Annotated in this window: 19 protein-coding genes; 14 read left to right on the top strand and 5 right to left on the bottom strand. The window is 72.2% G+C overall.

Features of this window, described 5'->3' with window-relative positions:
- Positions 1–148: 148 nt before the first annotated feature.
- Positions 149–1,342 (bottom strand): esterase-like activity of phytase family protein, encoded by a 1,194-nt coding sequence (locus tag ABT130_RS14640; RefSeq protein WP_350955799.1) that lies wholly within the window; start codon positions 1,340–1,342, stop codon positions 149–151.
- Positions 1,343–1,671: 329 nt separating this feature from the next.
- Here ABT130_RS14640 and ABT130_RS14635 point away from each other — a divergent pair, with 329 nt between their 5' ends.
- The 7 genes from ABT130_RS14635 to ABT130_RS14605 all read left to right on the top strand — a co-directional run bounded on the left by ABT130_RS14635 (position 1,672) and on the right by ABT130_RS14605 (position 9,440).
- Positions 1,672–1,923: a hypothetical protein gene (locus ABT130_RS14635; RefSeq protein WP_350955797.1), complete on the top strand. Its 252-nt coding sequence runs from the start codon at positions 1,672–1,674 to the stop codon at positions 1,921–1,923.
- Positions 1,924–2,211: 288 nt separating this feature from the next.
- Entirely contained in the window at positions 2,212–3,351 is a 1,140-nt protein-coding gene (locus ABT130_RS14630; protein WP_350955795.1) for a glycosyltransferase, read from the top strand.
- Complete coding sequence (locus ABT130_RS14625; protein ID WP_350955793.1) at positions 3,348–4,400, top strand: glycosyltransferase; 1,053 nt, start codon at positions 3,348–3,350, stop codon at positions 4,398–4,400. Before ABT130_RS14630 ends, ABT130_RS14625 begins: the two co-directional genes overlap by 4 nt.
- 91 nt (positions 4,401–4,491) lie before the next feature.
- Positions 4,492–5,967, top strand: a complete 1,476-nt coding sequence (locus ABT130_RS14620) for a glycoside hydrolase family 130 protein (protein ID WP_350955791.1) — start codon at positions 4,492–4,494, stop codon at positions 5,965–5,967.
- Positions 5,968–6,002: 35 nt separating this feature from the next.
- Positions 6,003–6,560 (top strand): helix-turn-helix domain-containing protein, encoded by a 558-nt coding sequence (locus tag ABT130_RS14615; protein ID WP_350916090.1) that lies wholly within the window; start codon positions 6,003–6,005, stop codon positions 6,558–6,560.
- Complete coding sequence (locus ABT130_RS14610; protein WP_350955789.1) at positions 6,553–7,434, top strand: SRPBCC family protein; 882 nt, start codon at positions 6,553–6,555, stop codon at positions 7,432–7,434. The genes ABT130_RS14615 and ABT130_RS14610 overlap by 8 nt, the downstream gene beginning before the upstream one ends.
- A 110-nt stretch (positions 7,435–7,544) precedes the next feature.
- Complete coding sequence (locus tag ABT130_RS14605; protein ID WP_350955787.1) at positions 7,545–9,440, top strand: LuxR C-terminal-related transcriptional regulator; 1,896 nt, start codon at positions 7,545–7,547, stop codon at positions 9,438–9,440.
- Between the two features lie 19 nt (positions 9,441–9,459).
- Here ABT130_RS14605 and ABT130_RS14600 read toward each other — a convergent pair whose 3' ends face one another.
- A complete protein-coding gene (locus ABT130_RS14600) occupies positions 9,460–12,087 on the bottom strand; it encodes a CHAT domain-containing protein (RefSeq protein ID WP_350955785.1) in 2,628 nt (875 codons plus the stop codon).
- A 131-nt stretch (positions 12,088–12,218) separates the two neighbouring features.
- Here ABT130_RS14600 and ABT130_RS14595 point away from each other — a divergent pair, with 131 nt between their 5' ends.
- The 4 genes from ABT130_RS14595 to ABT130_RS14580 all read left to right on the top strand — a co-directional run bounded on the left by ABT130_RS14595 (position 12,219) and on the right by ABT130_RS14580 (position 15,446).
- A complete protein-coding gene (locus ABT130_RS14595) occupies positions 12,219–13,667 on the top strand; it encodes a S8/S53 family peptidase (protein WP_350955783.1) in 1,449 nt (482 codons plus the stop codon).
- Between the two features lie 65 nt (positions 13,668–13,732).
- On the top strand, positions 13,733–14,308 hold the full coding sequence (locus ABT130_RS14590; RefSeq protein ID WP_343965779.1) for an RNA polymerase sigma factor: 576 nt from the start codon (positions 13,733–13,735) through the stop codon (positions 14,306–14,308).
- Positions 14,305–14,739: a hypothetical protein gene (locus tag ABT130_RS14585; protein WP_350916081.1), complete on the top strand. Its 435-nt coding sequence runs from the start codon at positions 14,305–14,307 to the stop codon at positions 14,737–14,739. The genes ABT130_RS14590 and ABT130_RS14585 overlap by 4 nt, the downstream gene beginning before the upstream one ends.
- 116 nt (positions 14,740–14,855) lie before the next feature.
- Positions 14,856–15,446 (top strand): hemerythrin domain-containing protein, encoded by a 591-nt coding sequence (locus tag ABT130_RS14580; RefSeq protein WP_350955782.1) that lies wholly within the window; start codon positions 14,856–14,858, stop codon positions 15,444–15,446.
- Positions 15,447–15,507: 61 nt separating this feature from the next.
- On the opposite strand, the gene ABT130_RS14575 is transcribed toward ABT130_RS14580, so the two are convergent.
- A complete protein-coding gene (locus tag ABT130_RS14575; RefSeq protein ID WP_350955780.1) occupies positions 15,508–16,563 on the bottom strand; it encodes an iron-containing redox enzyme family protein in 1,056 nt (351 codons plus the stop codon).
- Between the two features lie 660 nt (positions 16,564–17,223).
- On the opposite strand from ABT130_RS14575, the gene ABT130_RS14570 reads away from it, so the two are divergent.
- The 3 genes from ABT130_RS14570 to ABT130_RS14560 all read left to right on the top strand — a co-directional run bounded on the left by ABT130_RS14570 (position 17,224) and on the right by ABT130_RS14560 (position 19,420).
- The gene (locus tag ABT130_RS14570) at positions 17,224–17,679 is read left to right on the top strand and encodes a hypothetical protein (protein WP_350916076.1); all 456 of its coding nucleotides are present in this window, start codon (positions 17,224–17,226) and stop codon (positions 17,677–17,679) included.
- Positions 17,680–17,841: 162 nt separating this feature from the next.
- Positions 17,842–18,312 (top strand): MarR family winged helix-turn-helix transcriptional regulator, encoded by a 471-nt coding sequence (locus ABT130_RS14565; RefSeq protein ID WP_350955778.1) that lies wholly within the window; start codon positions 17,842–17,844, stop codon positions 18,310–18,312.
- Between the two features lie 133 nt (positions 18,313–18,445).
- Positions 18,446–19,420, top strand: a complete 975-nt coding sequence (locus ABT130_RS14560; protein ID WP_350916072.1) for an NAD-dependent epimerase/dehydratase family protein — start codon at positions 18,446–18,448, stop codon at positions 19,418–19,420.
- 153 nt (positions 19,421–19,573) lie between these two features.
- Here ABT130_RS14560 and ABT130_RS14555 read toward each other — a convergent pair whose 3' ends face one another.
- Both ABT130_RS14555 and glyA read right to left on the bottom strand, forming a co-directional pair.
- The gene (locus ABT130_RS14555; protein WP_350916070.1) at positions 19,574–19,927 is read right to left on the bottom strand and encodes a DUF3140 domain-containing protein; all 354 of its coding nucleotides are present in this window, start codon (positions 19,925–19,927) and stop codon (positions 19,574–19,576) included.
- A gap of 188 nt (positions 19,928–20,115) precedes the next feature.
- Positions 20,116–21,453: a serine hydroxymethyltransferase gene (glyA, locus tag ABT130_RS14550; protein WP_350955776.1), complete on the bottom strand. Its 1,338-nt coding sequence runs from the start codon at positions 21,451–21,453 to the stop codon at positions 20,116–20,118.
- Positions 21,454–21,720: the final 267 nt, after the last annotated feature.

The raw sequence follows: 21,720 nt of genomic DNA, 5'->3' as shown, positions 1-21,720 counted from the left end.
TCCGTTTTTCTCCCTTTCATGGGCCGGGGCCCGCCGGCGGGCCGCACCCTCGGGGCGCCCCACGCGGGGGGGCGCGCCGGCGGCCCCGTGTCGTGGGTCCCGGCCGCGCCGGAGTCTTTCAGCGTCCGGCTTGGTGCCGACCGCCCTGTCAGCAGCCCCTGGCGGCGAAGGCCAGGAACTGGGTGACCTCCTGCTCGCTGAAGTTGTCGTCGGAACCGATCACCAGCGTGCACTCACCGTTGCGCAGACGCGGTCCCCAGGCGAGGCTCTCCAGGTTCTGCACCGGCGTCCGCACCGTGCTGAGGTCGGAGACCAGGCGCTTGGAAACCGGGCGGTACGGGCGGCCGGTCGACAGGCTGTCCCTGCTCAGCACGTTCGTGGCACCGCGCAGGTCGATCTCGTACAGCTTGACCTTGTAGTTGACGCCCTCGATCCAGGAGCGTTCGAGGGCGAGGTAGCGGTAGTCGTCGATCGCCAGGATCTCCGAGACGCCGCTGTCGGACTGACCGGTCGGCGGGATCGGCGCCGCCGGCAGCGGGTCGATCGGGTAGACGTACTGCCCGCGCGGCCTGCCGTCGCGGCTCCACACGGTGATGCGGGCCGGGGCGCCCTTGGTGGCGGTCGGTGGCTCGCCGTCCTCGTACCTGGGGCCCTCGGTGACCGCCGTGATGGTGCGCGCCGTGGAGGTCAGGCCCTCGAAGCCGAAGTTGCGCCGGGGGCCGCTGTCGGTGGTGGTCATCTTCATGTTGCGAGGGGTCGTCAGCTCTCCGAGGTGGCGTCCCCGGGTGTTGGTCCAGCGGACGAACAGGTCGGAGACCGGGATCTCGGGATGTGTCGCGTCCGGCCGGTCGCCCTCGTGGCCCCAGAGCAGCCGGTTGCTCCACCTGTCGTAGCGGATCGTCTCGGGATCGGCGGACTCGGCCTGACCGTAGGCGGGATAGGGGGTCCCGTCGGGGCGCCGCAGGGTGGTGACCCCGGTGAGGTTCACCCCGGTGAAGGCTCCGGTGACCGGGTTGATGTCAAGGCGGCCGGTGTAGAAGCGGGCCGGGTTGTAGCGCCACCGGTCGTCGGAGATGAAGTACCAGGTGCCGGTACGCGGGTCACGGTCGATGCCGGAGATGCCGCCGACCGTGGTCCCCCGGAACCGCATCTTGTTCGGCAGGCGCTGCTCGCCGAGGAAACGGGTGATCCGGACCCCCCTCGTGGGCGCCGCGGCCTCCGACCGGGTGTCCGCCGTCGACCGTCGGGCGTCCGCCGTCGACGCCTGCGCGCCGACGGCCCCGAGGCTGACCGCCGTCGCGATCGCGGCCGCGATCGCCGCGATTCTTCGCGAATTGGCCATATGACTCTCCTCATCCCAGAAAAGATCCCGAAGGACTGGCGGGAATATGAGATCGCGGATTGCTGAGAATATCCACGAGAATCAGCACTTGAATGCTCATTGGCCGCTCAATGACAAGGAAGAATCAGCCATTTTTCCTGCATTTTCAGTTTTGAAGTCGAGGATTACGACAATGCGCCCGAAAGCATGCGGGCAGGGCATCCCATCACCGCCGATCAGGATGGCCGGCCACCCACCGGACACGGGTCCGGGGGCGCGCACACGGCGGGAGTACGCTCGAAGGGACGCCGACAACCCCGCCGGGTCTATGCCACATTGGACGGCGAATCATGGCGGATATCGAACCCACGTGCGAACTGCATCTACGGATATTCGGTCAGCCCCACGACCTGATGCTGCGCCTGCACGGCCACGAACCCACCGAGGACGACGTGGCGAGCTGGATGCGGGCCGGTTCCGTGATCAGACTCCAGGTCACCGAGACGGCAGGCCGGACCCCGCACACCATGCTGGTGAATTTCGGCAGCGTGGTCTTTGCCTGGATCTGCCCTTACCAGTCCGGCCGGGGGATGAATCCGTGAAATAGGGTTGCCACGCCCAGGCCGAACGCGGGTTTGGGGTGGACCCAATGATGACCGACTATTTACGCATCTACCGTGACATAGCGGATTGAGCATAGGTCCCTGATACTGTCGAAATGACGCAGGCCCCGCGATCCACTCCGGGGTCGCGTCAGCCGGGCCCCGATGAGGACGGCCCCCGGCGCCAGTTTTCGACTCCATCCGTCACCACGCCGGCCGATGGACGCTTTCACCGCGTGAGGCCCGCATCCGCCATCCGGAGCGGCCGATGACCGGAAGGCATGTCAGTTGGCCCGCACATATGGATTTCTCAGCACCCACCCGCCCACGCAGTGCGGGCTCGCGACCTTCAACTCCGCCCTGGCCGCCCACCTCACCGAGGGCGGTGCCCGCGGCGGGATCGTCCGCGTCACCACGGACGTCGATGACGGACGCCCCGTCCCCGGGGTCGTGCACACCTGGGCACCCGGCGGGCACGAGGGCTGGAAGGCCGCGACATCGGCCCTGGAGCGGTTCGACGTCGCCGTGGTCCAGCATGAGTACGGCATCTATCCGGGCACGGACGGCCAGGACGTCCTTCCGCTGCTGCGCCATCTCACCGTGCCCAGCATCGTGGTCCTGCACACGGTCCTGACCCGGCCGACCTCCCGGCAGCGCAGGCTGCTGGAACAGATCGTGGCAGCCGCCGACGCGGTGGTCACCATGACCGGCACCGCCCGCGACCGGCTGATCATCGGCTACCACGTCGACTCGGGCAAGGTGTCCGTCATCCCGCACGGTGCCGCCGACCACATGCGCGTCCCCGCCCGGCGCCGCCCGCGGCCGCACCTGCTCACCTGGGGGCTGATCGGCCCCGGCAAGGGCATCGAGTGGGCGTTGCGGGCACTCGCCTTGCTGGGGGACCTGTCCCCCTCTCCCACCTACACGGTCGCGGGAAAGACCCACCCCAAGGTGCTCGATCACCAGGGGGAGACCTACCGCAACCGCCTGCTGCGGATGGGCATCCGGCTTGGAGTGTCCACCTCCGTGCGGTACGACCCGGTCTACCGCGACCAGGACTCGCTGATCCGGCTGATCCGCTCTGCCGACGTGGTCGTGCTGCCGTACGACTCGCAGGAGCAGGTCACCTCGGGTGTCCTCATCGAGGCGGTGGCCGCCGGCGTCCCGATCGTCGCCACGGCCTTCCCGCACGCCGTGGAACTGCTCACCGGCGGGCCCGGCCTGCTCGTACCCCATGAGGACCCCGTGGCGCTCGCCGCGGCCGTGCGCCGGATCCTCACCGAACCCGGCCTGGCCGAGGATCTCAGGGGCCGTACCCGCGCCCTGGTCCCGATCCTGCTCTGGCCCGCCGTGGCCGCGCGCTACGACAACCTCGCCCGGAGCCTTCTGGCCGGACGCCCGGCAGCCGTGGCGGCGGCACTGTCGTGACCCCCGCAACCCCCGTACCCCCCGCTGCCCCCGCCTTCCCGGGCTTCGGGCACCTGGCACGGCTGAGCGACGACACCGGCCTGTTCGAACACGCCAGGAACGCCGTGGTCCGCCGCCGGCACGGCTACTGCACGGACGACGTCGCCCGGGGGCTCGTCATCACCAGCCGCGAGCCGGCGCCGACACCCCAGGTACGGCGGCTCACCGAGTGTTACCTGGCCTTCCTCACGCACGCGCAGGACGGCTCCGGCGCCTTCCACAACCGGCTCTCCTACGACCGGCGCTGGGCCGACGAGCCCGGCCTCGGCGACTGGTGGGGGCGGGCGCTGTGGGGCCTGGGCACCGCGGCGGCACGCGACCCCGCCCCGTGGATCCGCGACGAGGCCATGATCGCCTTCACCCTCGGTGCCGCCGGGCGATCCCCGCACCCGCGCGCCATGGCGTTCGCCGGACTCGGCGCGGCGGAGGTCCTGCGCGTCCTGCCGGACAGCGCCCCGGCCTCGGCCCTGCTCGCGGACGCCGCCCTCGCGATCGGCGTCCCCGCAGACGATCCCGACTGGCCATGGCCGCAGCCTCGGCTGACCTACGCCAACGCCGCCCTCGCCGAGGTGCTCATCGCCGCGGGTCACCTCGGCGGCGACGGCCCGATGCTCGCCGACGGCCTGCGGATGCTGGCCTGGCTCGGCGACATCCAGAGCAGGGACGGCAGGCTGTCCGTCGTCCCTGCCGCCGGCTGGCGGCGGCACGCGCCGCGGGACCGCTACGACCAGCAGCCGATCGAGGTCGCCGCGCTCGCCGACGCCTGCGCGACCGCGGGCGCCGTCACCGGCGACCCGGGCTGGCGAGCAGGCGTGTGGCGGGCGGCGGCGTGGTTCCAGGGCGCCAACGACCTCGGCACGGCGATGTGGGACGTCGCGACCGGAGGGGGCTACGACGGCCTGACCAGAAACGGTCCCAACCTCAACCAGGGCGCGGAGTCGACCATCGCGCTCATCTCCACGCTGCAGCACGCCGAGCGCCTGATGTCCGAACGGGGTGAGGTCCTCTGAAGGCACGGTTGACGGCACGGTGCCCCGGTCACCGGGCCGGTCGCGACGGTGTCCTGCCGGGACGCCGCGGAATACCGGCGAGCGAGGTGCCATGACCGTCCCGGACCTGGTCACCCGGCTCGGAGTGACCCTCGCCCCCGACCCGCGAAGGGTGATCATCAAGCTGTTCGTTCCCGGCGAGGACACCGCACCGGTGCGCAGCCGTACCACCGTCCTGATCGACCGCATCATGCTCCTCGGCCACCGGGAGGCCGAGGAGTTGCTGGAGGAGACGCTCCGGCTGTTCGGCGGCCGGCACCGCGACCTCGCGGCGACCTTCCTGCACCACTACGACCTGGTCCGCTACCGGGTTCCGAGCCACGCCGACCTCAGCCCGGCCGCCCGCCTGCTCATCGGCGCCTATTTCAGCCACGAGTACTCCGTGGAGGGCGCGGCGCTCTGCAACCCCTCGATGGTCGCCCACCCCGACCAGTCCGGGCTGGGCCCCGGGCGGCTGCGCGTGGTGATCAGCGTGCGGCAGATCGGCGAGGGACACCTGTCGTCCATCGGTTTCGCCACGGCGCTGCTCGGCCCCGGCGACGGCCTCGCCGTCGCCGACCGCTCGGGACCGCTGACCGTCGGCCCCCGGCACGGCACCCCTCACCGGCGTGACCTGCTCGCCGCGGCACTCACCGACGGGGGCTCCGACAACGAGGTCTCCGCCACCGTGCTGGGCTCGCTGCCGGAACTCTTCGACGACGACGACTTCGAGCAGGCGGTCGCCTGCCTCCCCGCCGACCTGCTCACCCGCACCACCACGTACGCGACGGTGGAGGAGTTGCGCCGTGCGACCGCCTCCGAGTACGCCGTGGCCTTCCCCGCCGATGTGCCCATCGAGCGGCGGGTGCTCTGGCCCGCCACGGTGGTCGAGGGCAACGGGATGGAGGACGCCCGTTTCGTGCGGTTCATCGACGAGGACGGCACCCCCTCGTACCGTGCCACCTACACCGCCTACGACGGTCGGCACATCCGCTCGCGCATGCTCACCAGCGACGACCTGCGCACCTTCGAGGTCACCTCACTGCGCGGGCCCGCCGCCGCCAACAAGGGGATGGCGCTGTTCCCGCGCCCGGTCGGCGGGCGCCACCTGGCCCTGTGCCGCTCCGACGGCGAGACCACCGGCCTGACCGTCCTCGACGAGCGCGGCAGGTGGCAGCGTCCGGTGCCGCTGCACACCCCCTGCGGCGGCTGGGAGCTGGTCCAGGTCGGCAACTGCGGATCTCCCCTGGAGACCGACGCCGGCTGGCTCGTCATCACCCACGGTGTCGGACCGATGCGCCGCTACGCCATCGGCGCGCTCCTGCTCGACCTGGACGAGCCGCACCGCGTCATCGCCGCGCTCCCCGGTCCGCTTCTGGCCCCCGACGACGCCGAGCGCGAGGGGTACGTGCCCAATGTCGTGTACTCCTGTGGCGGCCTGCTGCACGGTGACGCCCTGTGGCTGCCGTACGGGGCGAGCGACGCCCGGATCGAGTTCGCCCACGTGAACCTCGCCGACCTTCTGGGAACGATGCGCCCGCGTCATTGACAAAATAGAATTTTACGTACAGGCTCGATTTTACGATGAGAGATGTTCTGTATCTGGAGCAGATCGATCAGGCCGAGGCGCTGCTCAAACCGCAGCGTATCGAGGTGCTGCGGCGGCTCGCCGAGCCGCGCTCGTGCACCGAGGTGGCGGCCCTGCTCGACCAGACCCCGCAGCGGGTCTACTACCACGTGAAACGCCTGGTGGAGGCGGGCCTGGTGACCCAGGTGTCCGAGCGCAGGGTGCGCGGCATCCATGAGGGCGTCTACCAGGCGAGCGCCCGCTCCTACTGGCTCTCGCCCCGTCTCGTCGGCCGGATCGGCCTGCGCAGAACCCAGGACGAGCTGGGCCTGGGCTACCTGCTTGACCTCATGGAGGAGGTCCAGGCCGATATCGGCGCACTGGACAGGACCGCGCCCGAGCTGCCGTCCCTCGGCGTGTCCGGCGAGATCCGGGTGCCGCCGGAACGGCGCCAGGAGTTCCTGAACGACCTCCAGTCCACCCTGCAGGACCTTTTCACCCGCTACGGCGGCGCCGAAGGTGACGCCTTCAAGCTCGCCGTGGCCTGCTACCCCAAGGGAGAACCCCGTGAGTGAGCCGATGAGGCTGAACGCACGCGTGGCCGCACCGCTCAAGGCGGTCCACCACGCCCTGACCGACCCGGGCGAGCTGCGGATCTGGCTGGCCGAACACGCCGAGGTCGAGCTCCCGCACCGGTACGAGTTCTGGGGACGCCACACCCCCGAGGGCCACGCGCCCCACCAGCGCCCGCTGCACGTCGACGACCACACACTGCGCCTGTCGTGGCTGATCGACGGCGAGGAGACGACGGTCGAGATCCGGCTGGAGGAGGAGAGCGCGGAGTCGACCACCCTGTCGCTCTCCCAGACCCACTTCGACTACCAGGAGGCGATCTCCGGCGACGGCGGCGTCCGGGGGACGCTGCAGACGTTCTGGTGCCTGTCGATCGCGAACCTGATCGACCACCTGGAGGGCCGCGAGCTCACCCCGAAGTGCGACTTCACCTCCCCGCGAATGCAGGAGCGGTTCCTCATCGGCGCCTCGCCCGAGGAGGTGTACGACTCGCTCGTCGACTCGGAGAAGTTCAGCCGGTGGTTCGGCTACCGGATCGACATCGAGCCGTACGTCGGCGGGCGCTTCGCCATGGGCGGCTTCGAGGTGGACGAGGCGCCGGGGAAGGTCGTCGAGGTGGAGCCGGGCCGCAGGTTCTCCCTGGAGTGGCCGGGCTTCGGCGTCTCCAGCTGGGAGCTGGAGGGCTCGGACGGCGCGACGCGGCTCACCTTCGTGATGAGCGGCTTCGACGAGGGCAACCCCCCGTACGCCGGGTGGATGGGCTGGCTCAGCGGCGCCGCCGAGCTGCGCCGCTTCCACGAGCTGAGCGACTGGCAGCCGATCTGGTTCGATTTCGAACCCCCCACCCTGCCCGAGGAGACCACCGCGACCAGGTGACCGCGCGCCCCCGCCCTCAGGCACGAATACCGGCGAGAGCCGGTTTCAGCCGGATGTCGGAGAACTCGGCTCCGCGTGTATCACCGGCGGGCGGCGCGCCTCATATCGCTGTGAGAAACCCACGGTCTCCCTGGCCGTTCACGGCCAGAGCTGAGGAGCTTGATCTCGTACGGCGAAACCTCTCCGCCGGTCGCCGGGGGATCGTCGTGACCGGTGCGGCGGGCAGCGGCCGGAGCCGCCTGACCACCGAGGCCGTACCCGAGGCGATGCGTGAGTCGGTGCTCGTCGTGGACGACGCCCATCTGCTCGACGACGCCTCGGCCGCGCTCGTCCACGAGCTGGCGCTCGGCGGGCGTACCCGCCTGCTCGTCACGGTCAGGGAGGGCGAGCCCGCACCGGAGGGCGTCTCCAGGCTCTGGGAGGAGAACCTGCTGCCGCGCCTGGCACTGGCCCCCCTGACCGAGCGCGCCTGCGCCGAGCTGCTGGCGCGGGCGGTGGACGGCTACGTGGACGCCCTCACCGTCCGGCGCCTGTACCGGGCGAGCCGCGGCGATCTGCGGCTCCTGCGCGAGCTGGTCGTCGCCGTGCACGCCGGCGGAGACCTGAGCCACGTGTCGGGCACCTGGACCTGGCGGGGTACGCCGCCGATCACCGCGCGCGTCCGGGAGCTGGTGGAGGAGACGATCCGCGACCTCGACACCGAGGAGCGGGACGCGCTGGAGCTCATCGCGTGCGGTGAGTCACCGGGCACGGGTGCGGGTGTGCCGGGCGCCCTCGTGGCCCCCGCCGTCCTCGAACGCCTGCAGGTGAGGGAACTCGTCACCGTGGACGGCCGGCTCGTCCACCCGCTGCACGGCCCGGTGCTGCGGGCCGCCGCGGCGGAGCCCTCCCTCGCGGGCGGGCCTTCCGGCGGGCGAAGGCCGCCGAGGGCCTCGGCGCTGGCGGCCGAGTGCGAGGAGCTGGCCGCACGCGCGTACGCGGGAAGGCTCGCGGAGATCCCCCGGGGCATCGGCGAGCGGATGGCCGAGGACGACACCGGCTGGGACGAGCCCGCGATGCCGGAGTTCTGCGCGCGGCGCGCCCGCGTCGCCCGGCTCCGCGGGGAGACCCGCGAGGCCATGGCCTGGAGCCGCGAAGGACTGCGCCGCTCTCCCCACCATCGCGCCTGCCTGGCCGAACTCGCCCACGCCGCCGCCTACGTCGGCGACCTGACGACGGCCTGGCAGGCCCTCTCGCGCGGTCCCGCCCCCGCCGGGGAGGCACGGACGCGCCCGTGGCAGGTGGCCGGCGCACGGCCTCCGGCGCCCGCGGGGAACCTCCGGTCGCCCGCGCCCACCCAGGACCGGCCGTGGGCATCCGCCGCCGTACCGGCGCGGACCTGGGTACTCGCCGCCGAGGGAGACCTCGACGGCGCCCTGCGGTCCGCGCTCGGCGTCGCCGGAGACGGCCTGTTCGGAGACGATCTGTTCGCCCTGCACGACGTGGTACGGCTCGGCTCCCCCGAGCTGGTCGCCGATCGGCTCGGGGAACTGGCCGACCGCACGGAGGGGGACCTCGCTCCCCTGCTGGCGCGGCACGCCCGCGCGCTGGCCCGGCGCGACGGGGACGCCCTGGACAAGGTGGCGCGGGGGCTCGCCGACCTCGGCCTGATGCTCCACGCCGCGGAGGCGTCCGCGCACGCCGCCCTCGTCCACTCCGACCGGCGCGCCTCGCAGGCGTCCAGGAACCGGGCCTCGGCGCTGGCGGGCGCCTGCCAGGGGGCGCGCAGCTCCGCGCTGGTCAACCTCGCGCTGCCGAGGCTGACCGCCCGCCAGCGGCAGATCGTCAGCCTCGCCGCGGCGGGCCTGACCAACCGGCAGATCGCCGAGCAGCTCACGGTGTCGATCCGCACGGTCGCCAACCACCTGTGCGACGCCTACGCGCGGCTCGGCAGCAGCGACCGCGCCGGCCTGGAAGGGCTCTTCACCGTCGGCCAGCGCGGCGGCCGGACGGGCGGGCACCGATGAGAGGAGCCGGCGGGGCGGGTCAGGCCGCTCCGATGGCGGAGAAGGACCAGCCCGTCGCACGGTGGAGCGCGTCGCCGGGCATCGACGACCGGGCGTCGCGCAGGGCCTCGGCCATGCTCAGACCGCGCCGCAGCCCCTCGTGCAGGGCGAGCATCAGCGGCACCACGGCCTCGTCGTCGACCGGCACCGAGCTCGCCACGATCCCGGCCGTGCCCAGCGGCAGCAGCGCCGTGGCGAGGCCGAGCAGCTCGTTCGCGCCGACCGGCTGCAGCCTGCCGGAGTCGCAGCTGGACAGGACGATCCGGTACGGGGCGCTGCGAAGCCGTTCGAGGTCGTGCACCGTGAGCGGGCCGTCGTCCATCCCCAGGGAGGAGAACATCGGGCTGTCGGAGCGGAAGGTGCCGTGCGCGGCGATGTGCGCGAGCCTGCTGCCGTCCAGCGCCGCGAGCACGGCCGAGGTGACCGCGGTGCCGTTCTCCAGCACCGTCGCCTCGCCGTACCCGGCGGCCAGGGGCGGGATCTCGGCACCACCCGTCGCCAGCCCCGGGCCTCTGACCAGCACGACCCGCTCCCGCGACGGCGACGGCTCGATCCGCCGGGCACGGAGCCAGGCGCTCGCCGACGGCGACACGCTCAGCACCCGCGTCCCCAGCGCGGGCAGCAGCGCCCAGGGCACGCCGTGCAACCTGCCCGGCGGTACGACGACCACCGGCCCTTCCCCGAGGTGGCGCACCGCGGGGCCGAGCAGTGACTCCTGGAGGCGGCGCCCGCCGGCTTCGAGGACGGGCAGCCTGGCCGCGGAGCCCCCGTACGCGATCCTGCTGAGACCCGCGCGGGCGTGGTCGGCGTCGATCGCCGCGTCGGCCAGCCGTCCCGCGGCGAACCTGCGCACCCGGCCCCGGCCGCAGAGCAGGACATGCAGGTCGCCGTCGACGGCGACGATCTCGATCAGCCACCCGTCACCGAGCTCGTCGAGCAGCAGGTCCACGTCGAAGCGGTGCCCGTCGGTGCCGCCCTCGCCGCGCATCCGGAGCGTCCGGTCGCGGATCCCCTTCTCCAGCCGCCGCTGCTCGCGCTCCAGCGCGGGGGCCGGGCTGCCCTTCTGCCGGGCCGCCTCGATCCGGCTGCTGATCTCGCGGAAGGCCGTCACGTCGCGCAGCAGCTCGAGATCGTCCGGCGGCCGGGTGGGCGGGACCGCCAGCGCCGTGGCGCGCCAGCGCTCGCTCCAGCCGAGGAACCGGCGGGGGCTCCCTCCGGCGAGGGTCGCCCGCTGCGCGAGCAGGGCCAGCTCCGCCCCCTGCGCGGTGGCCCGCGCCCGCAGCTCCGAGGCGCCCAGCGTCATCCGGTACTCGTCCAGCAGGTCGAGCCCCCGTCGGCAGGCGTCCAGCACGCCGCGGGTCCGCCCCGCCGCCGCCGCCCGCAGTGCCTGCGCCACCCAGCCATCCACCCGGGCGAAGGCGGGACCGCGCGATCTGCCCCTGGCCGCGGCGGCCAGGTGCCGTTCGGCCTCGGCGTCGGCGCCGAGGGCGAGGGCGGTGCGACCGGCCAGCAACGACGCCTGGACCGCCTCGGGGGCGCGCAGCTCCGCCAGCCGCAGGGCGACCGCGGCGGCGTCGCGTACCGAACGGCCGGAGATCTCGCCGGCCGCGAACCTGGCCTGGACCAGCACCAGCCGGGCGTGGGCCTGCCACCAGTCGCGGCGCTGACTGGAGAAGAGCCGGACGGCCGTGCCCGCGCGGGCGATCGCCGCGTGCGGCTCGCCCACCGCGATCGCGGCCCGCGCGGCGATCAGGAGGAGTTCGGCGCCGCGGGTCGTCTGCCCTCCCGTACGGTTCAGCAGCTCCGTGGCGGCGTCGGCCTCCTCCAGCGCCTCGCGCGCCAGCCCGGCCGCCAGGAGCACCCCGCACCGCCGGATGTGCAGCACGAACATGGGCGTGCCGAGTGCCTTGTAACGGCTCGCGGCCTCGTCGAAGTGGTGTAGCGCCGCGGGGAGGTCGCCGGACCTGAACGCCGCCAGCCCTCTGCTCTCCACCGCGTCGGCCTTGTCGTGCTCCTGGTCGGTGGTGTCCCACAGCCGCTCGGCGGCGACGAAGTCGGCCTCGGCCCGCTCCACGGACCCCATGGCCAGGTGGACCGTGGCCCTGAGCGTGAGCGCGCGGGCGGTCCAGATCGTGTCCTGTGCCCGGCGCAGGGCGGGGATGGCCCGGCGCAGGTCGTCGAGCGCCTCACGGTGCCCGCCGAGGACCCACCAGGTGTAGCCGCGCCGGAACAGCGCGCGGGCCCCGGTGAGCCCGCCGCCCCTCTCGACCGCCGCCTCCAGCGCCGTCATCCCCTGCCTGGTACGGCCCGCGTGGACGAGGGCGGCCCCCAGGGTCGACAGCACGTCCGTCTCGCGGTCCGCGGAGCCGGACCTGGCCGCCAGGGCGCGGGCCTGCCGCAGATGGCCGATCGCCGTCGTGAGGTCGCCGAAGTCGCGCTGCCAGATGCCGATCACCTGGTGGGCGACGGAGGCGTCATGAAAGGAGGGGGCGCCCGCCAGCACGGCCCGCGCTCCGGCCAGCGCGTCGGCGGGACGGGCGAACACCAGGGGCAACAGGTCGAGAGCATCTCCCACGGAAGGCGGGACCCGCGGGCTTCCCCCGGTCACGGATCGATGTTAGACGTGATGTGTTCGGAGCGTCCATGCCGCTGTGCTCGTACGCAGGGGTGTATCAACCGGGCGCCCCGTGGCTCCTAACCCATGGCGACGTGAGGAATCTCCAAGACAGGACAGTGAACATGGCACCAGACAGGTTCCAGGAACAGTTCGACCAGATCCAGGCCGCCATGGGAGAGGAGGTCGTGCTCGCGGCGGGCCCGGACGACTCGCCCAGGTTCCTCTATGAGAAGGGCTGCGTCCTCGCCAGGCGGGACGAGGCCCCCGAGGTCACCCAGGTGATCCGGAGGGCGTTCCGCCGGGAGCGCGGCAGTGACCGTGGCGTGGAGTTGCAGGAGGAGGACGGCCCGAGCGGCGTGTCCAGGATCCGGGTCGGGCCGCTGAACCGTGCGGAGCGCTGGAGCGACCGGGACGTGTCGGACGCGCTGCGGGCCGTCGGCGAGCTGGAGCGTGCCAACGGCCGCCGGATGGTGTCCAGGAACCACATCGTGTCCATCGCGGTGAACTGCTGCCCCGGCGACGAGCCGGTACCCGTGGCCCGATGCGGGCCGCCCAACCCGGCGGTGGCCAAGCGGGTCGTCGGCGCGACGGCCGGCCCGGTGTCCGTCCTGGTGATCGACACGGGACTGGTGGAGAACTACAGGTCGCACCCGTGGCTGAGCCTCGTCGAGGGCGAGGGCAAGGAGATCGAGCTGGACTCCGAGGGGATACTCAAGCAGTACGTCGGTCACGGCACCTTCATCGCCGGGCTGATCAGCGCCGTCGCGCCCAGCGCCGCCATCACGGTGAACGGGGCGCTCGTCAACGCGGGCGCCATCTCCGAGAAGTGCCTGGGTGACCTCCTGCTCAGGGAGATGCGGCCGTTGAACAGGTGGCCGGACATCATCAACCTGTCCGCGGGGACCCTGAGCACGGACCACAGGACGCTCATGGGGCTCGAGGACTTCATGCGGGAGCTGGTGACCGGCCACCCGGAGACACTGCTGGTGGCCGCGGCGGGGAACAACGGCAGCGACGAGCGGTTCCATCCCGCGGCCTACGCCGACGACCCCGACTACGCCGGTGCCGTCGTGTCGGTGGGCGCGCTGCGGAAGGACGGCCAGGACCGGGCCTGCTTCAGCGGTCACGGGCCGTGGGTGACGGCGTACGCTCCCGGGGAGCGCCTGGTGAGCGCCTTCACCGCGGTGGACGACACCCCGGTGCCCTACGACTACCAGCATTCGACCTACGACCACTGCCGGTACGGCTCCGCCTACGACTGCACCTGCCAGTTCCCCCCGCACCGGGGCGAGCTCAGCGAGAAGATGGCGGCGTCGCCGAACGCGATCCGCGAACGCGTCGAGTTCGACGGGCTGGCGCAGTGGAGCGGCACCTCCTTCTCCGCACCCCTGGTCGTCGGCATGATCGTCAATCACATGGTGCGGAACAACGTGACCGACTCCCGGCAGGCCGCCGCCGAACTCCTGACCACCCCCCTGTCCGGCAGGGGAGTGCAGGGCCTGACCGCCCCCACCCTCATCCCCTCGACCTGGACGCCGTCGAGCGTGCAAAGTGTCCCGGTCGTGCCCTGAAACCGGTGCGGCCGAATCGGCCCTCCGTCGTACGATGACAGTCCCGAAGGCAAGGGGACGTCACCGTGGATCGAGACTCGACCGGCATCCTCTTCCGCGCCGCGGTGGACGGGGAGACCGCGGCGTGGAAATCCCTGGTGGAGGGCCTCAGCCCGCTCGTGTGGTCCGTCGTGCGCGCCCACGGGCTGAGGGACGCGGACGCGCAGGAGGTCTACCAGACGACCTGGTTCCGGCTCGCGCAGAACCTCGCGCGGATCCGCGAGCCGGACAGGGTCGGGGCCTGGCTGGCCAGCACGGCGCGGAACGAGTGCGTCAAGGTGATCAGAACCGCCCGGCGGGTCTCGCCGAGCGACGACCCCGAGGTGTTCGACCGCGCCGCCGACGGTCGTACGCCCGAGCAGGCCGTGGTCGACGCCGAGGAGGCGTCGATGGAGCGGGAGCGGATGCGGGCCATGTGGCAGGCGTTCCAGGAACTGGGTGAGAACTGCCGGCGGCTGCTGCGCCTGCTCATGGCCTCGCCGCCGGTCAGCTACCAGGAGGTGTCGGCGACACTCGGCATCGCCGTCGGGAGCATCGGGCCGATCAGGCAGCGCTGCCTGCGGCGACTGCGTGTCCTCCTCGCGGAACGGGGGTTCCGATGAGCGACGACGCGCTTGAGGCGGAGCTGCGCCGCGCCGTCGAGTTGTTCGATCCCGTTCCCTCCGACCTCCTGCAGACCGCCGTCGAGGCCTACGCGCTCCGCGCGCTCGACGCCGAGCTGGCCGAGCTGGTCTTCGACTCCCTGAGCGGGCCCTCACGGGTGCGGGGTGACAGAGCGCCGCGGATGCTGACCTTCCAGGGTGCGGAGCTGACCGTCGACCTGGAGGTCACCGTGACCGCCGGCGGCGGGCGCGTGGTGGGCCAGCTGATGCCGCCGGGTCCCGCGGAGGTCGAGGTCCTCGGGCACCATCCGGTCACGCTGGCCACGGACGAGCTGGGCAGGTTCGTCCACGACGACGTCCCCGCCGGGCCTTTCAGCCTCCGCTGCCACCTTGCGGGCGCGACCGTCGTCACCGAGTGGATCACCGTCTGACCGCGGCTTCGCGCGGACGTCTCCGGGTACGCGGTCACCGGTGCGCGACCCGTGCCGGGTCGCCCCAGGTTTCGGTGCCCGGATGGGGGTAAGCGTTCTGTTGACAAGGGGGACCTATGAGTGACCACAGGAACGTGCCCGAGCTGATGGATGAGAACGACGTCGTGGACCTGCTGGTGCGCCAGCATGTGATGATCAGGGATCTGTTCGACAAGGTGGAGGACGCTCCCGCGGGGAACCGGCGGGCCGAGGCGTTCCAGCGCCTGGTGCGGATGCTGGCCGTGCACGAGACCGCCGAGGAGGAGGTCGTGCACCCCTACGCACGCCGCAAGATCGAAGGTGGGGACAAGGTGGTCGACGAGCGCCTCGCCGAGGAGCGGGAGGCCAAGCAGATGCTCTCCGACCTGGAGAGGCTGGGCACCGACCATCCCGACTTCTCCGGGCACCTGCAGGTCCTGCGGGCGGCGGTGCTGGCCCACGCCCACGCCGAGGAACGCCACGAGTTTCCCCAGTTCCGCACCCAGACCAGCGAGGCCGAGCGCCGGGCCCTGGCCGCCGGGGTGAAGGCGGCCGAGGCGCTGGCGCCGACCCACCCGCATCCGGGCACCGAGTCGGCGGTCAGGAACCTGCTGCTCGGGACGCCGCTGGCGCTCGTGGACCGGACCCGCGACGTGATCCGCCAGGCCATGGGCGGGCGCGGAGACTGAGGTACGGGCCTCCCCCCGCCGGTACCACTTGGTCCGGTCATCACGCCATCGGTGGCCGGGGTCACGGCCGCGCCGCGCCCACCTCCCGCAGTGACGAGACGCCGCGCCGCCACCGGCTCATGACGTGCTCGGCGAAGAGCCGGTCCAGGGTCAGCGCGCAGGCCGCCCCGTACAGGACGTCACCGGCCCGCGAGGGGTGCTGCCGTACGAACCCGCCGCACATGTCGTGCGCGGCGGTCTGCTCGGGTACGGCGTCGGCCCGCACCTGCTCGTCGTAGAAACGGCTCGCCGCCTCGCCCGCCCCCAGTCGCCGCAGCCCCCCGGAGTAGCGACGGTTGGGGACCGAGGAGGTCATCTCGGCGGCCGCCAGGTGGCCGAGCAGCGCTCCGAGGTGGCGCCGGTGGAGCCCGAACAGCGACATCGTGTTGGAGACGGCCAGCGTGATCGCCGGGACTTGGTCGAGGTAGGCGCCGTAGGAGTCGTCCATGCCCAGCCGGCGCATGGTGGTACGGAAAAGCTCGGAGTGCATCCGCTCGACGCGCCCGCCACCGTACTGGCCCGCCTGGATCTCCACCAGCGCCGCCTTGGGACGTCCGCTCAGCCGGGGGATCGCCCAGGTGCGCTGATCGGCCCCCTTCAGGTGGTGGATCGACCGGTGCGCGACGAACTCGCGGAACTGCGCGAGGTCGGCCTGCCGCTGGAGGAACCCCGGCAGGTCGGGGCCGTCGACGGCGGCGGCCACCAGATCGGTCAGGGCCTGGCTCATCTGCTCGGCCCGCTGGGTGGGCGGGCATGACACGGCCCGCGCCAGTCCCTCCTCGAACCGTGCCTCCAGGATCTCCCGCACCTCCAGCAGCGAGGGGTTCCACTCCCACCGCTCGTCCACACCCTCGAAGCCCCGGTGGTGCAGCTCGTAGCAGACGAAGAGCGCCAGCTGCACGTCCTCGTCCGCGAGGACCGGGCCCGCGAAACGGGCGGGGAACGACAGCAGCGGGAGCGACAGGAGGCCGAAGCGGTGCGGTGGGTGTACCAGCCGTTCGAAGAGCAGGGCGCTGATCGGGCCCCGCGCGGCGGGCAGCGCCGGAGCCCTGCCCGGCACCGGCACCGGCACCGGCACCGGCAGGTCCGGCGGGTCCGGGCGCTCGGCGAGCTTCGAGCGCTCCGGAGACTTCGCGGGCTTCAGGGATCTCGGGGCTTTCAGGGATCTCGGGGCCTTAGGGGAGCCCGGGGGCTTCGTGGCACGTGACGGCCCGGGAGAGCCCAGCAGTTCGGGGAGGCGCGACAGTGCCGAGGACTCCGGGAGATCCGAAAGACGCGGCTGCCCAGGAGACCTCGGCGGCTCCGGAGACGCCGGGAGATCCGGGTCCGCCGGGAGTCCGGAAGCCGTCAGGGGTCTGCACACGCCCCCGGGTGAGTCGTTCACCGTGATGCCGCCGTCGTGAACGTCGGCGATGCGCCGCCCATAGTGAGCGGACGCGTCAAACCCACGCGCCATGCGTCCCCCGTTCGATGCCCCCCGATCGGTCCGATGCCCACACCGAAGCCCTCGAAACGCCCCCAAGATCGCTCCTTCCTCTCGATGACCTGCAGAGACCACGAAATACATGGATATTTCGCGGGTGCACTCGGGTGAGCGGACGAGTACCGGGACCGGAAACGGGCAGGCGACAGCACCGAGACAGCACGACACCGGGGCCGTCCAGCGGAAAACCCGATGCCCCGGCGCGGGGGGACGGCGAAACGCCGGTCTCCCCGTACGGGAAGGTACGGTCAGCTCATGTCCGAGCGCAGCATGCCGCACGACCTCGCCGCCTGGGCGTGCCCCCACGGGCAGGACGCTCGCCGGGGTTGCACGACCTGCTACGAGGAGTCGACCGACGGCGACCAGGCCCAGCCCTTCTGGGAGGTCGCCGCGTGGTTCACCACCTCACGGCCGATCCCGATAAGAACGCTCCAGGACGCGCACCACCACGGCCGCCATTTCGCCCTCGACCAGCCGTCCACGCCGCTGGTCTACCTCCTGACCGGCCGCGCCCGCGCGGGGGGCAGCGTGCAGGCGATCGCGGGCGTCGTCGGTTTCCTGCTGCACAACCGGCACGTGGTGGCCGACTTCACCGTGACCGAGACCCGCGCCACCCGCCGCTCGCCCGGCACCCCCGGCGCGCCCAACGCGACCCGCCAGACCGACAAGTGGCTCCAGGACCCGCGCCGCCCCGACGGGCGGCTGCGGTGAGGGTGACCCTTCGCGGAGCCGGTGCGCCCGGCCGGGCGACGCCGTCGGCGCGCGTGGGGTCGGCGCCCGCCCGGGGTGTGTGCCACCCCGCGGATGACAGGTACGGCGAGAGTCCCTAAGCTCGACAACACCATTGTCGAAACAGCGAGGCGGGAGGCGATCGTGCCGGCCGACCCCCCGGGCTTCGAACTCCCGCTCAGGCTCTTCCTCGGCTTCCGGATGCTCATCGACGAGCTCCACGCGGAGCTCGCCCGCCAGGGACACCCCGACATGCGTCCGATGCATGGGTTCGCGCTGCAGGCGATCGGCCCCGAGGGCACCACCGCCGTGGAACTCGGCCGGCGGCTGGGCGTCTCCAAGCAGGCGGCGGGCAAGACCGTGGACACCCTGGAGCAGCTGGGCTACGTCGAGCGGCGTTCCGACCCCGACGACGCCCGCCGCAAGATCGTGCGGCTCACCGAGCGGGGCGTCGACAGCCTCGCCCGGTCCGCGCGCATCTTCGAGGACCTGCGCGCCGGCTGGGCGAGGACCCTCGGTGAGGACCGCCTGCGCGCCCTGGAGTCCGACCTGCGCGCCGTGACCACGGGGGACGTCTTCCGGCTCGACGTTCCTGGCTGGTTCGGCGGCTACTGACCGCTGATCGCCGGAACGGGTGCCGGCGTTCGCGGAGCCGCCGCCCGGCGGCCTTTCGACCGATCCGCCGTCACCCCGGCCAGACGCGAAACGCGTCGTGAGTTACCTCACCAGATTCGCCACAATGTGAGGTATGCGAATCCTGATCATCGGCGGTACCCGGTTCGTCGGCCGGCACATCACCGCGGCCGCGATCGCGGCCGGGCACCAGATCTCCCTGCTGCACCGGGGTATGACGGGCCCCGAACTGTTCCCCGAGGCCGAGCACCTGCTCGCCGACCGCAATGCCGACCTGTCCGTGCTGCGCGACCGCCGGTGGGACGCGACGATCGACGTCAGCGCCTACCACCCGTCGCAGGTCACCTCGCTCGCCGGCGCGCTCTCCACCGGCCAGTACGCCTTCGTCTCCACCACCGCGGTCTACCGGGCGCCCGAGCGGCCGGGCTTCACCGAGGACTCCCCGCTGGCGGAGCTCGACGGGCCGATCCCCGAGACGGTGACCGGCGAGGTGTACGGGCCGATGAAGGTGCTGTGCGAGCGGGCCTCGGTGGACGCGTTCGGGACCTCGACGCTGGTCGTACGGCCCACGTACGTCATCGGCCCGCATGACCACACCGGCCGCTTCACCTACTGGGTCAACCGGATCGCGCGCGGCGGCGAGGTCCTCGCGCCCGGCGATCCCGGCGACCCCATCCAGGTGATCGACGCCCGCGACATGGCCTCCTGGATCGTCTCCATGGTCGAGGGGAGGCATCCGGGCACCTTCCACGCGGTCAGCCCTCCCCCGCCGTTCTCCTTCGGCGACCTGCTGGAGGCGATCGTGGCCGAGGTCGGGCCGCCGGGAACCACCCTGACCTGGGTCGGGCAGGACTTCCTGCTCGCCGAGGGTGAGAACGGCCTGTCGCTGCCCCTGTGGTCCGAGGGTGACCCGCAAAAGTCGATCAACGCCGCCGACCCCGCCGCCGCCCGCGCCGCGGGGCTCGACCCGCGCCCCCTGGGACGGTCGATCCGCGAGATCCGCGAGGCGGAGGCGTCCTTCGGCACGGCCGCCACCATCACCCCCGACCGGGAGGCCGAACTGCTCTCCCGCTGGTCGGCCCGCGCCTGAGGCGTGTTTCGCGGATCGGGGACGCGGCGGCGAGTCCGGTGCGCTCTCCCGTTCAAGGCCGCTCCCCGAGGTCGCCTTCCAGGTCATGGGTGGCTTTCGAGCCCTGCCACACCGCACGGCTCCGGCACGGCTCGCGGGTGCCCTCGGCCGAGGTCAGCCCCGGAGCCGGGACGGCCGGAGCGGGTTGTGCCCGACCTCCAGCAGCGCCCGCCGCCGGTCGTCGTCGTCATCGCCGACCCTCCCCTCGGCCAGCGTGTCCTCGACGCGGTCGACGGCCTGCCGCATCGTCTCGATGTCGTCCGCGGTCAGGTCGTCCTTCCGCTTGCCGAGGACCCCGAGCACCTGGCGTCCGAGCGGCGGCATGACCGACTCGGGACTCCTGGCGACGCCCCCGTCCGCCGAGGCCGACGCCAGCAGGAAGGCGCGCAGCTCCTCCGACGTCATGTTCACGACCTCGTGGAACTCCTGCCACACCAGGTCGAGGATCAGATCCGATTGGTCGGCCACCGTGCTCTCCTCTCACACCGGGCCCCTGCGGTCACGCCCCGGACAAGGACCGGCCGCCGGCGGATCGGATCTCCCCTGGCGGGGACGCGCGACGGCGGGCGCACGGCCGCCCCTACCCCGGCTGCCACGCCGCTAACACGGGAGCCGGGGTATGGGCGGATTTCAGCACGGCACGACGTATGCCCCCCTCAGGAGGGGGTGTCCACCGTGAAGCGCACGCCGGAGAAGCGGCTCCGCCACTCGGTGACCTCCGGCGCCACGGTGCCCGGGTCGACGTTCTCGTCCAGGCCGCGGGCGATGAACGAGGCCAGCTCCGGCATGTCCGCCTCGGTCATCCCGAGCCTGACGATCTCCGGCGTACCGATCCGCAGGCCGTTCACGTCCCCCTCGACCGCCTCCACCGGCAGGCCGATGCCGCTGCTGAGCAGGTTCGCCTCGCGCAGCCGCCGGGCGGCCCGCTGCCCGCCGCCGTAGCGGTGGGCCAGCACGGAGAACTGGTGGGAGCGGGTGCACCCCCGGTCGGCGGCGAAGATCGGGACGCCGAGGGCGAGCAGCTCGTCCGCCAGCCGCCGCGCGGTCGCGATCATCTCCTGCGCGTAGGCGGGCCCCGCCGCCTTCCAGTCGAGCATGGTCATGGCGAGCGCGGCGGTCTTGCCCGCGTCGAAGTTGGCGGTCAGTCCCGGGTAGGCGATCGCGTCGAGCCGCTCGGCGAGCTCGGCGTCGTTGGTCACGATGAGCCCGCCCGCCGGCCCGCCCAGGCTCTTGTACGTGCTCATGGTGATCAGGTGGGCGCCCTCCACCAGCGGCTGCGGCCACGCCTTTCCGGCGATCATGCCGCAGAGGTGGGCGGCGTCGAAGAGCACGCGGGCGCCGACCGAGTCGGCGATCTCGCGGATGCGCGCCACCGGATGGTGGAACAGGTTGAGGCTGCCGCCGATGGTGATCAGCTTCGGCCGGACCCGCTCGGCGAGCTCGCGCAGGGCGTCGACGTCCACCGTGTAGCCGTCCGGCGTGATGGGGGCGGGAACGATCTTCAACCCGTACAGGCCGGCCGCGCCGGGCTCGTGGTGCGTGACGTGGCCGCCGATGCTCGCCGGCGGGGCGATGATCGTGTCACCGGGCTCGCAGACGGCCATGAAGGTGTAGAGGTTCGCCAGCGCTCCCGAGCCGACGCGTACCTCGGCGTAGCCGGCGCCGAAGACCTCGGCGGCCAGCTCGGCGGCGATGATCTCGATCTGCTCGATCGCCTCCAGGCCCATCTCGTACTTCTCGCCCGGGTACCCCAGTGACGGCCGCGACCCGAGGCCGGCCGAGAGCAGCGCCTCGGCCCGGGGGTTCATGATGTTCGTGGCCGGGTTCAGGTTGACCGACTCAATGTCGTGGATGCGGTGGTTGCCGGCCACCAGCCGTTCGATCTCGCTCTGGATCGAGGAGGCGGTCTGGTCCGTCACGGCCTTCAGTACGGACTGGACGCGATCCTCGGTGACGGTGGGCACCCACGGACGGTGGGCGAGGGCACGGGGCATCAGGTGATCTCCTGGCCGACAGGCAGACGGCTGTCGTGGTGATGTCTGGTTGTCTGCCACACGACGTTAGATCGCAGATGATGCCCGCCGCATCGGGTGAAAGATGGGGTTTTTCGCGCTGTTTTCCTACATTTGCCGGAAAAAGATTCCGCGCTCCGTCGGAAACGATCACTTCTTGCACAGGAGCCCCACCCGTACCTTCTGGCCCTCGAAGCGCCGCCCCGAACACCACATGCGGCTGAACCGCAATAAATGGGCGAGCAGCCT

The sequence above is a fragment of the Streptosporangium sp. NPDC001681 genome (assembly GCF_040298085.1).
Lineage (GTDB): Bacteria > Actinomycetota > Actinomycetes > Streptosporangiales > Streptosporangiaceae > Streptosporangium.
This window is presented reverse-complemented; position numbering and strand designations above follow the sequence as displayed.

Excerpts from the sequence above, each read along its gene's own strand:
- ABT130_RS14640 (WP_350955799.1), bottom strand. The coding sequence starts at position 1,342 with ATGGCCAATTCGCGAAGAATCGCGGCGATCGCGGCCGCGATCGCGACG.
- ABT130_RS14635 (WP_350955797.1), top strand. The coding sequence starts at position 1,672 with ATGGCGGATATCGAACCCACGTGCGAACTGCATCTACGGATATTCGGT.
- ABT130_RS14620 (WP_350955791.1), top strand. The coding sequence starts at position 4,492 with ATGACCGTCCCGGACCTGGTCACCCGGCTCGGAGTGACCCTCGCCCCC.
- ABT130_RS14615 (WP_350916090.1), top strand. The coding sequence starts at position 6,003 with ATGAGAGATGTTCTGTATCTGGAGCAGATCGATCAGGCCGAGGCGCTG.
- ABT130_RS14595 (WP_350955783.1), top strand. The coding sequence starts at position 12,219 with ATGGCACCAGACAGGTTCCAGGAACAGTTCGACCAGATCCAGGCCGCC.
- ABT130_RS14585 (WP_350916081.1), top strand. The coding sequence starts at position 14,305 with ATGAGCGACGACGCGCTTGAGGCGGAGCTGCGCCGCGCCGTCGAGTTG.
- ABT130_RS14580 (WP_350955782.1), top strand. The coding sequence starts at position 14,856 with ATGAGTGACCACAGGAACGTGCCCGAGCTGATGGATGAGAACGACGTC.
- ABT130_RS14570 (WP_350916076.1), top strand. The coding sequence starts at position 17,224 with ATGTCCGAGCGCAGCATGCCGCACGACCTCGCCGCCTGGGCGTGCCCC.
- ABT130_RS14560 (WP_350916072.1), top strand. The coding sequence starts at position 18,446 with ATGCGAATCCTGATCATCGGCGGTACCCGGTTCGTCGGCCGGCACATC.
- glyA (WP_350955776.1), bottom strand. The coding sequence starts at position 21,453 with ATGCCCCGTGCCCTCGCCCACCGTCCGTGGGTGCCCACCGTCACCGAG.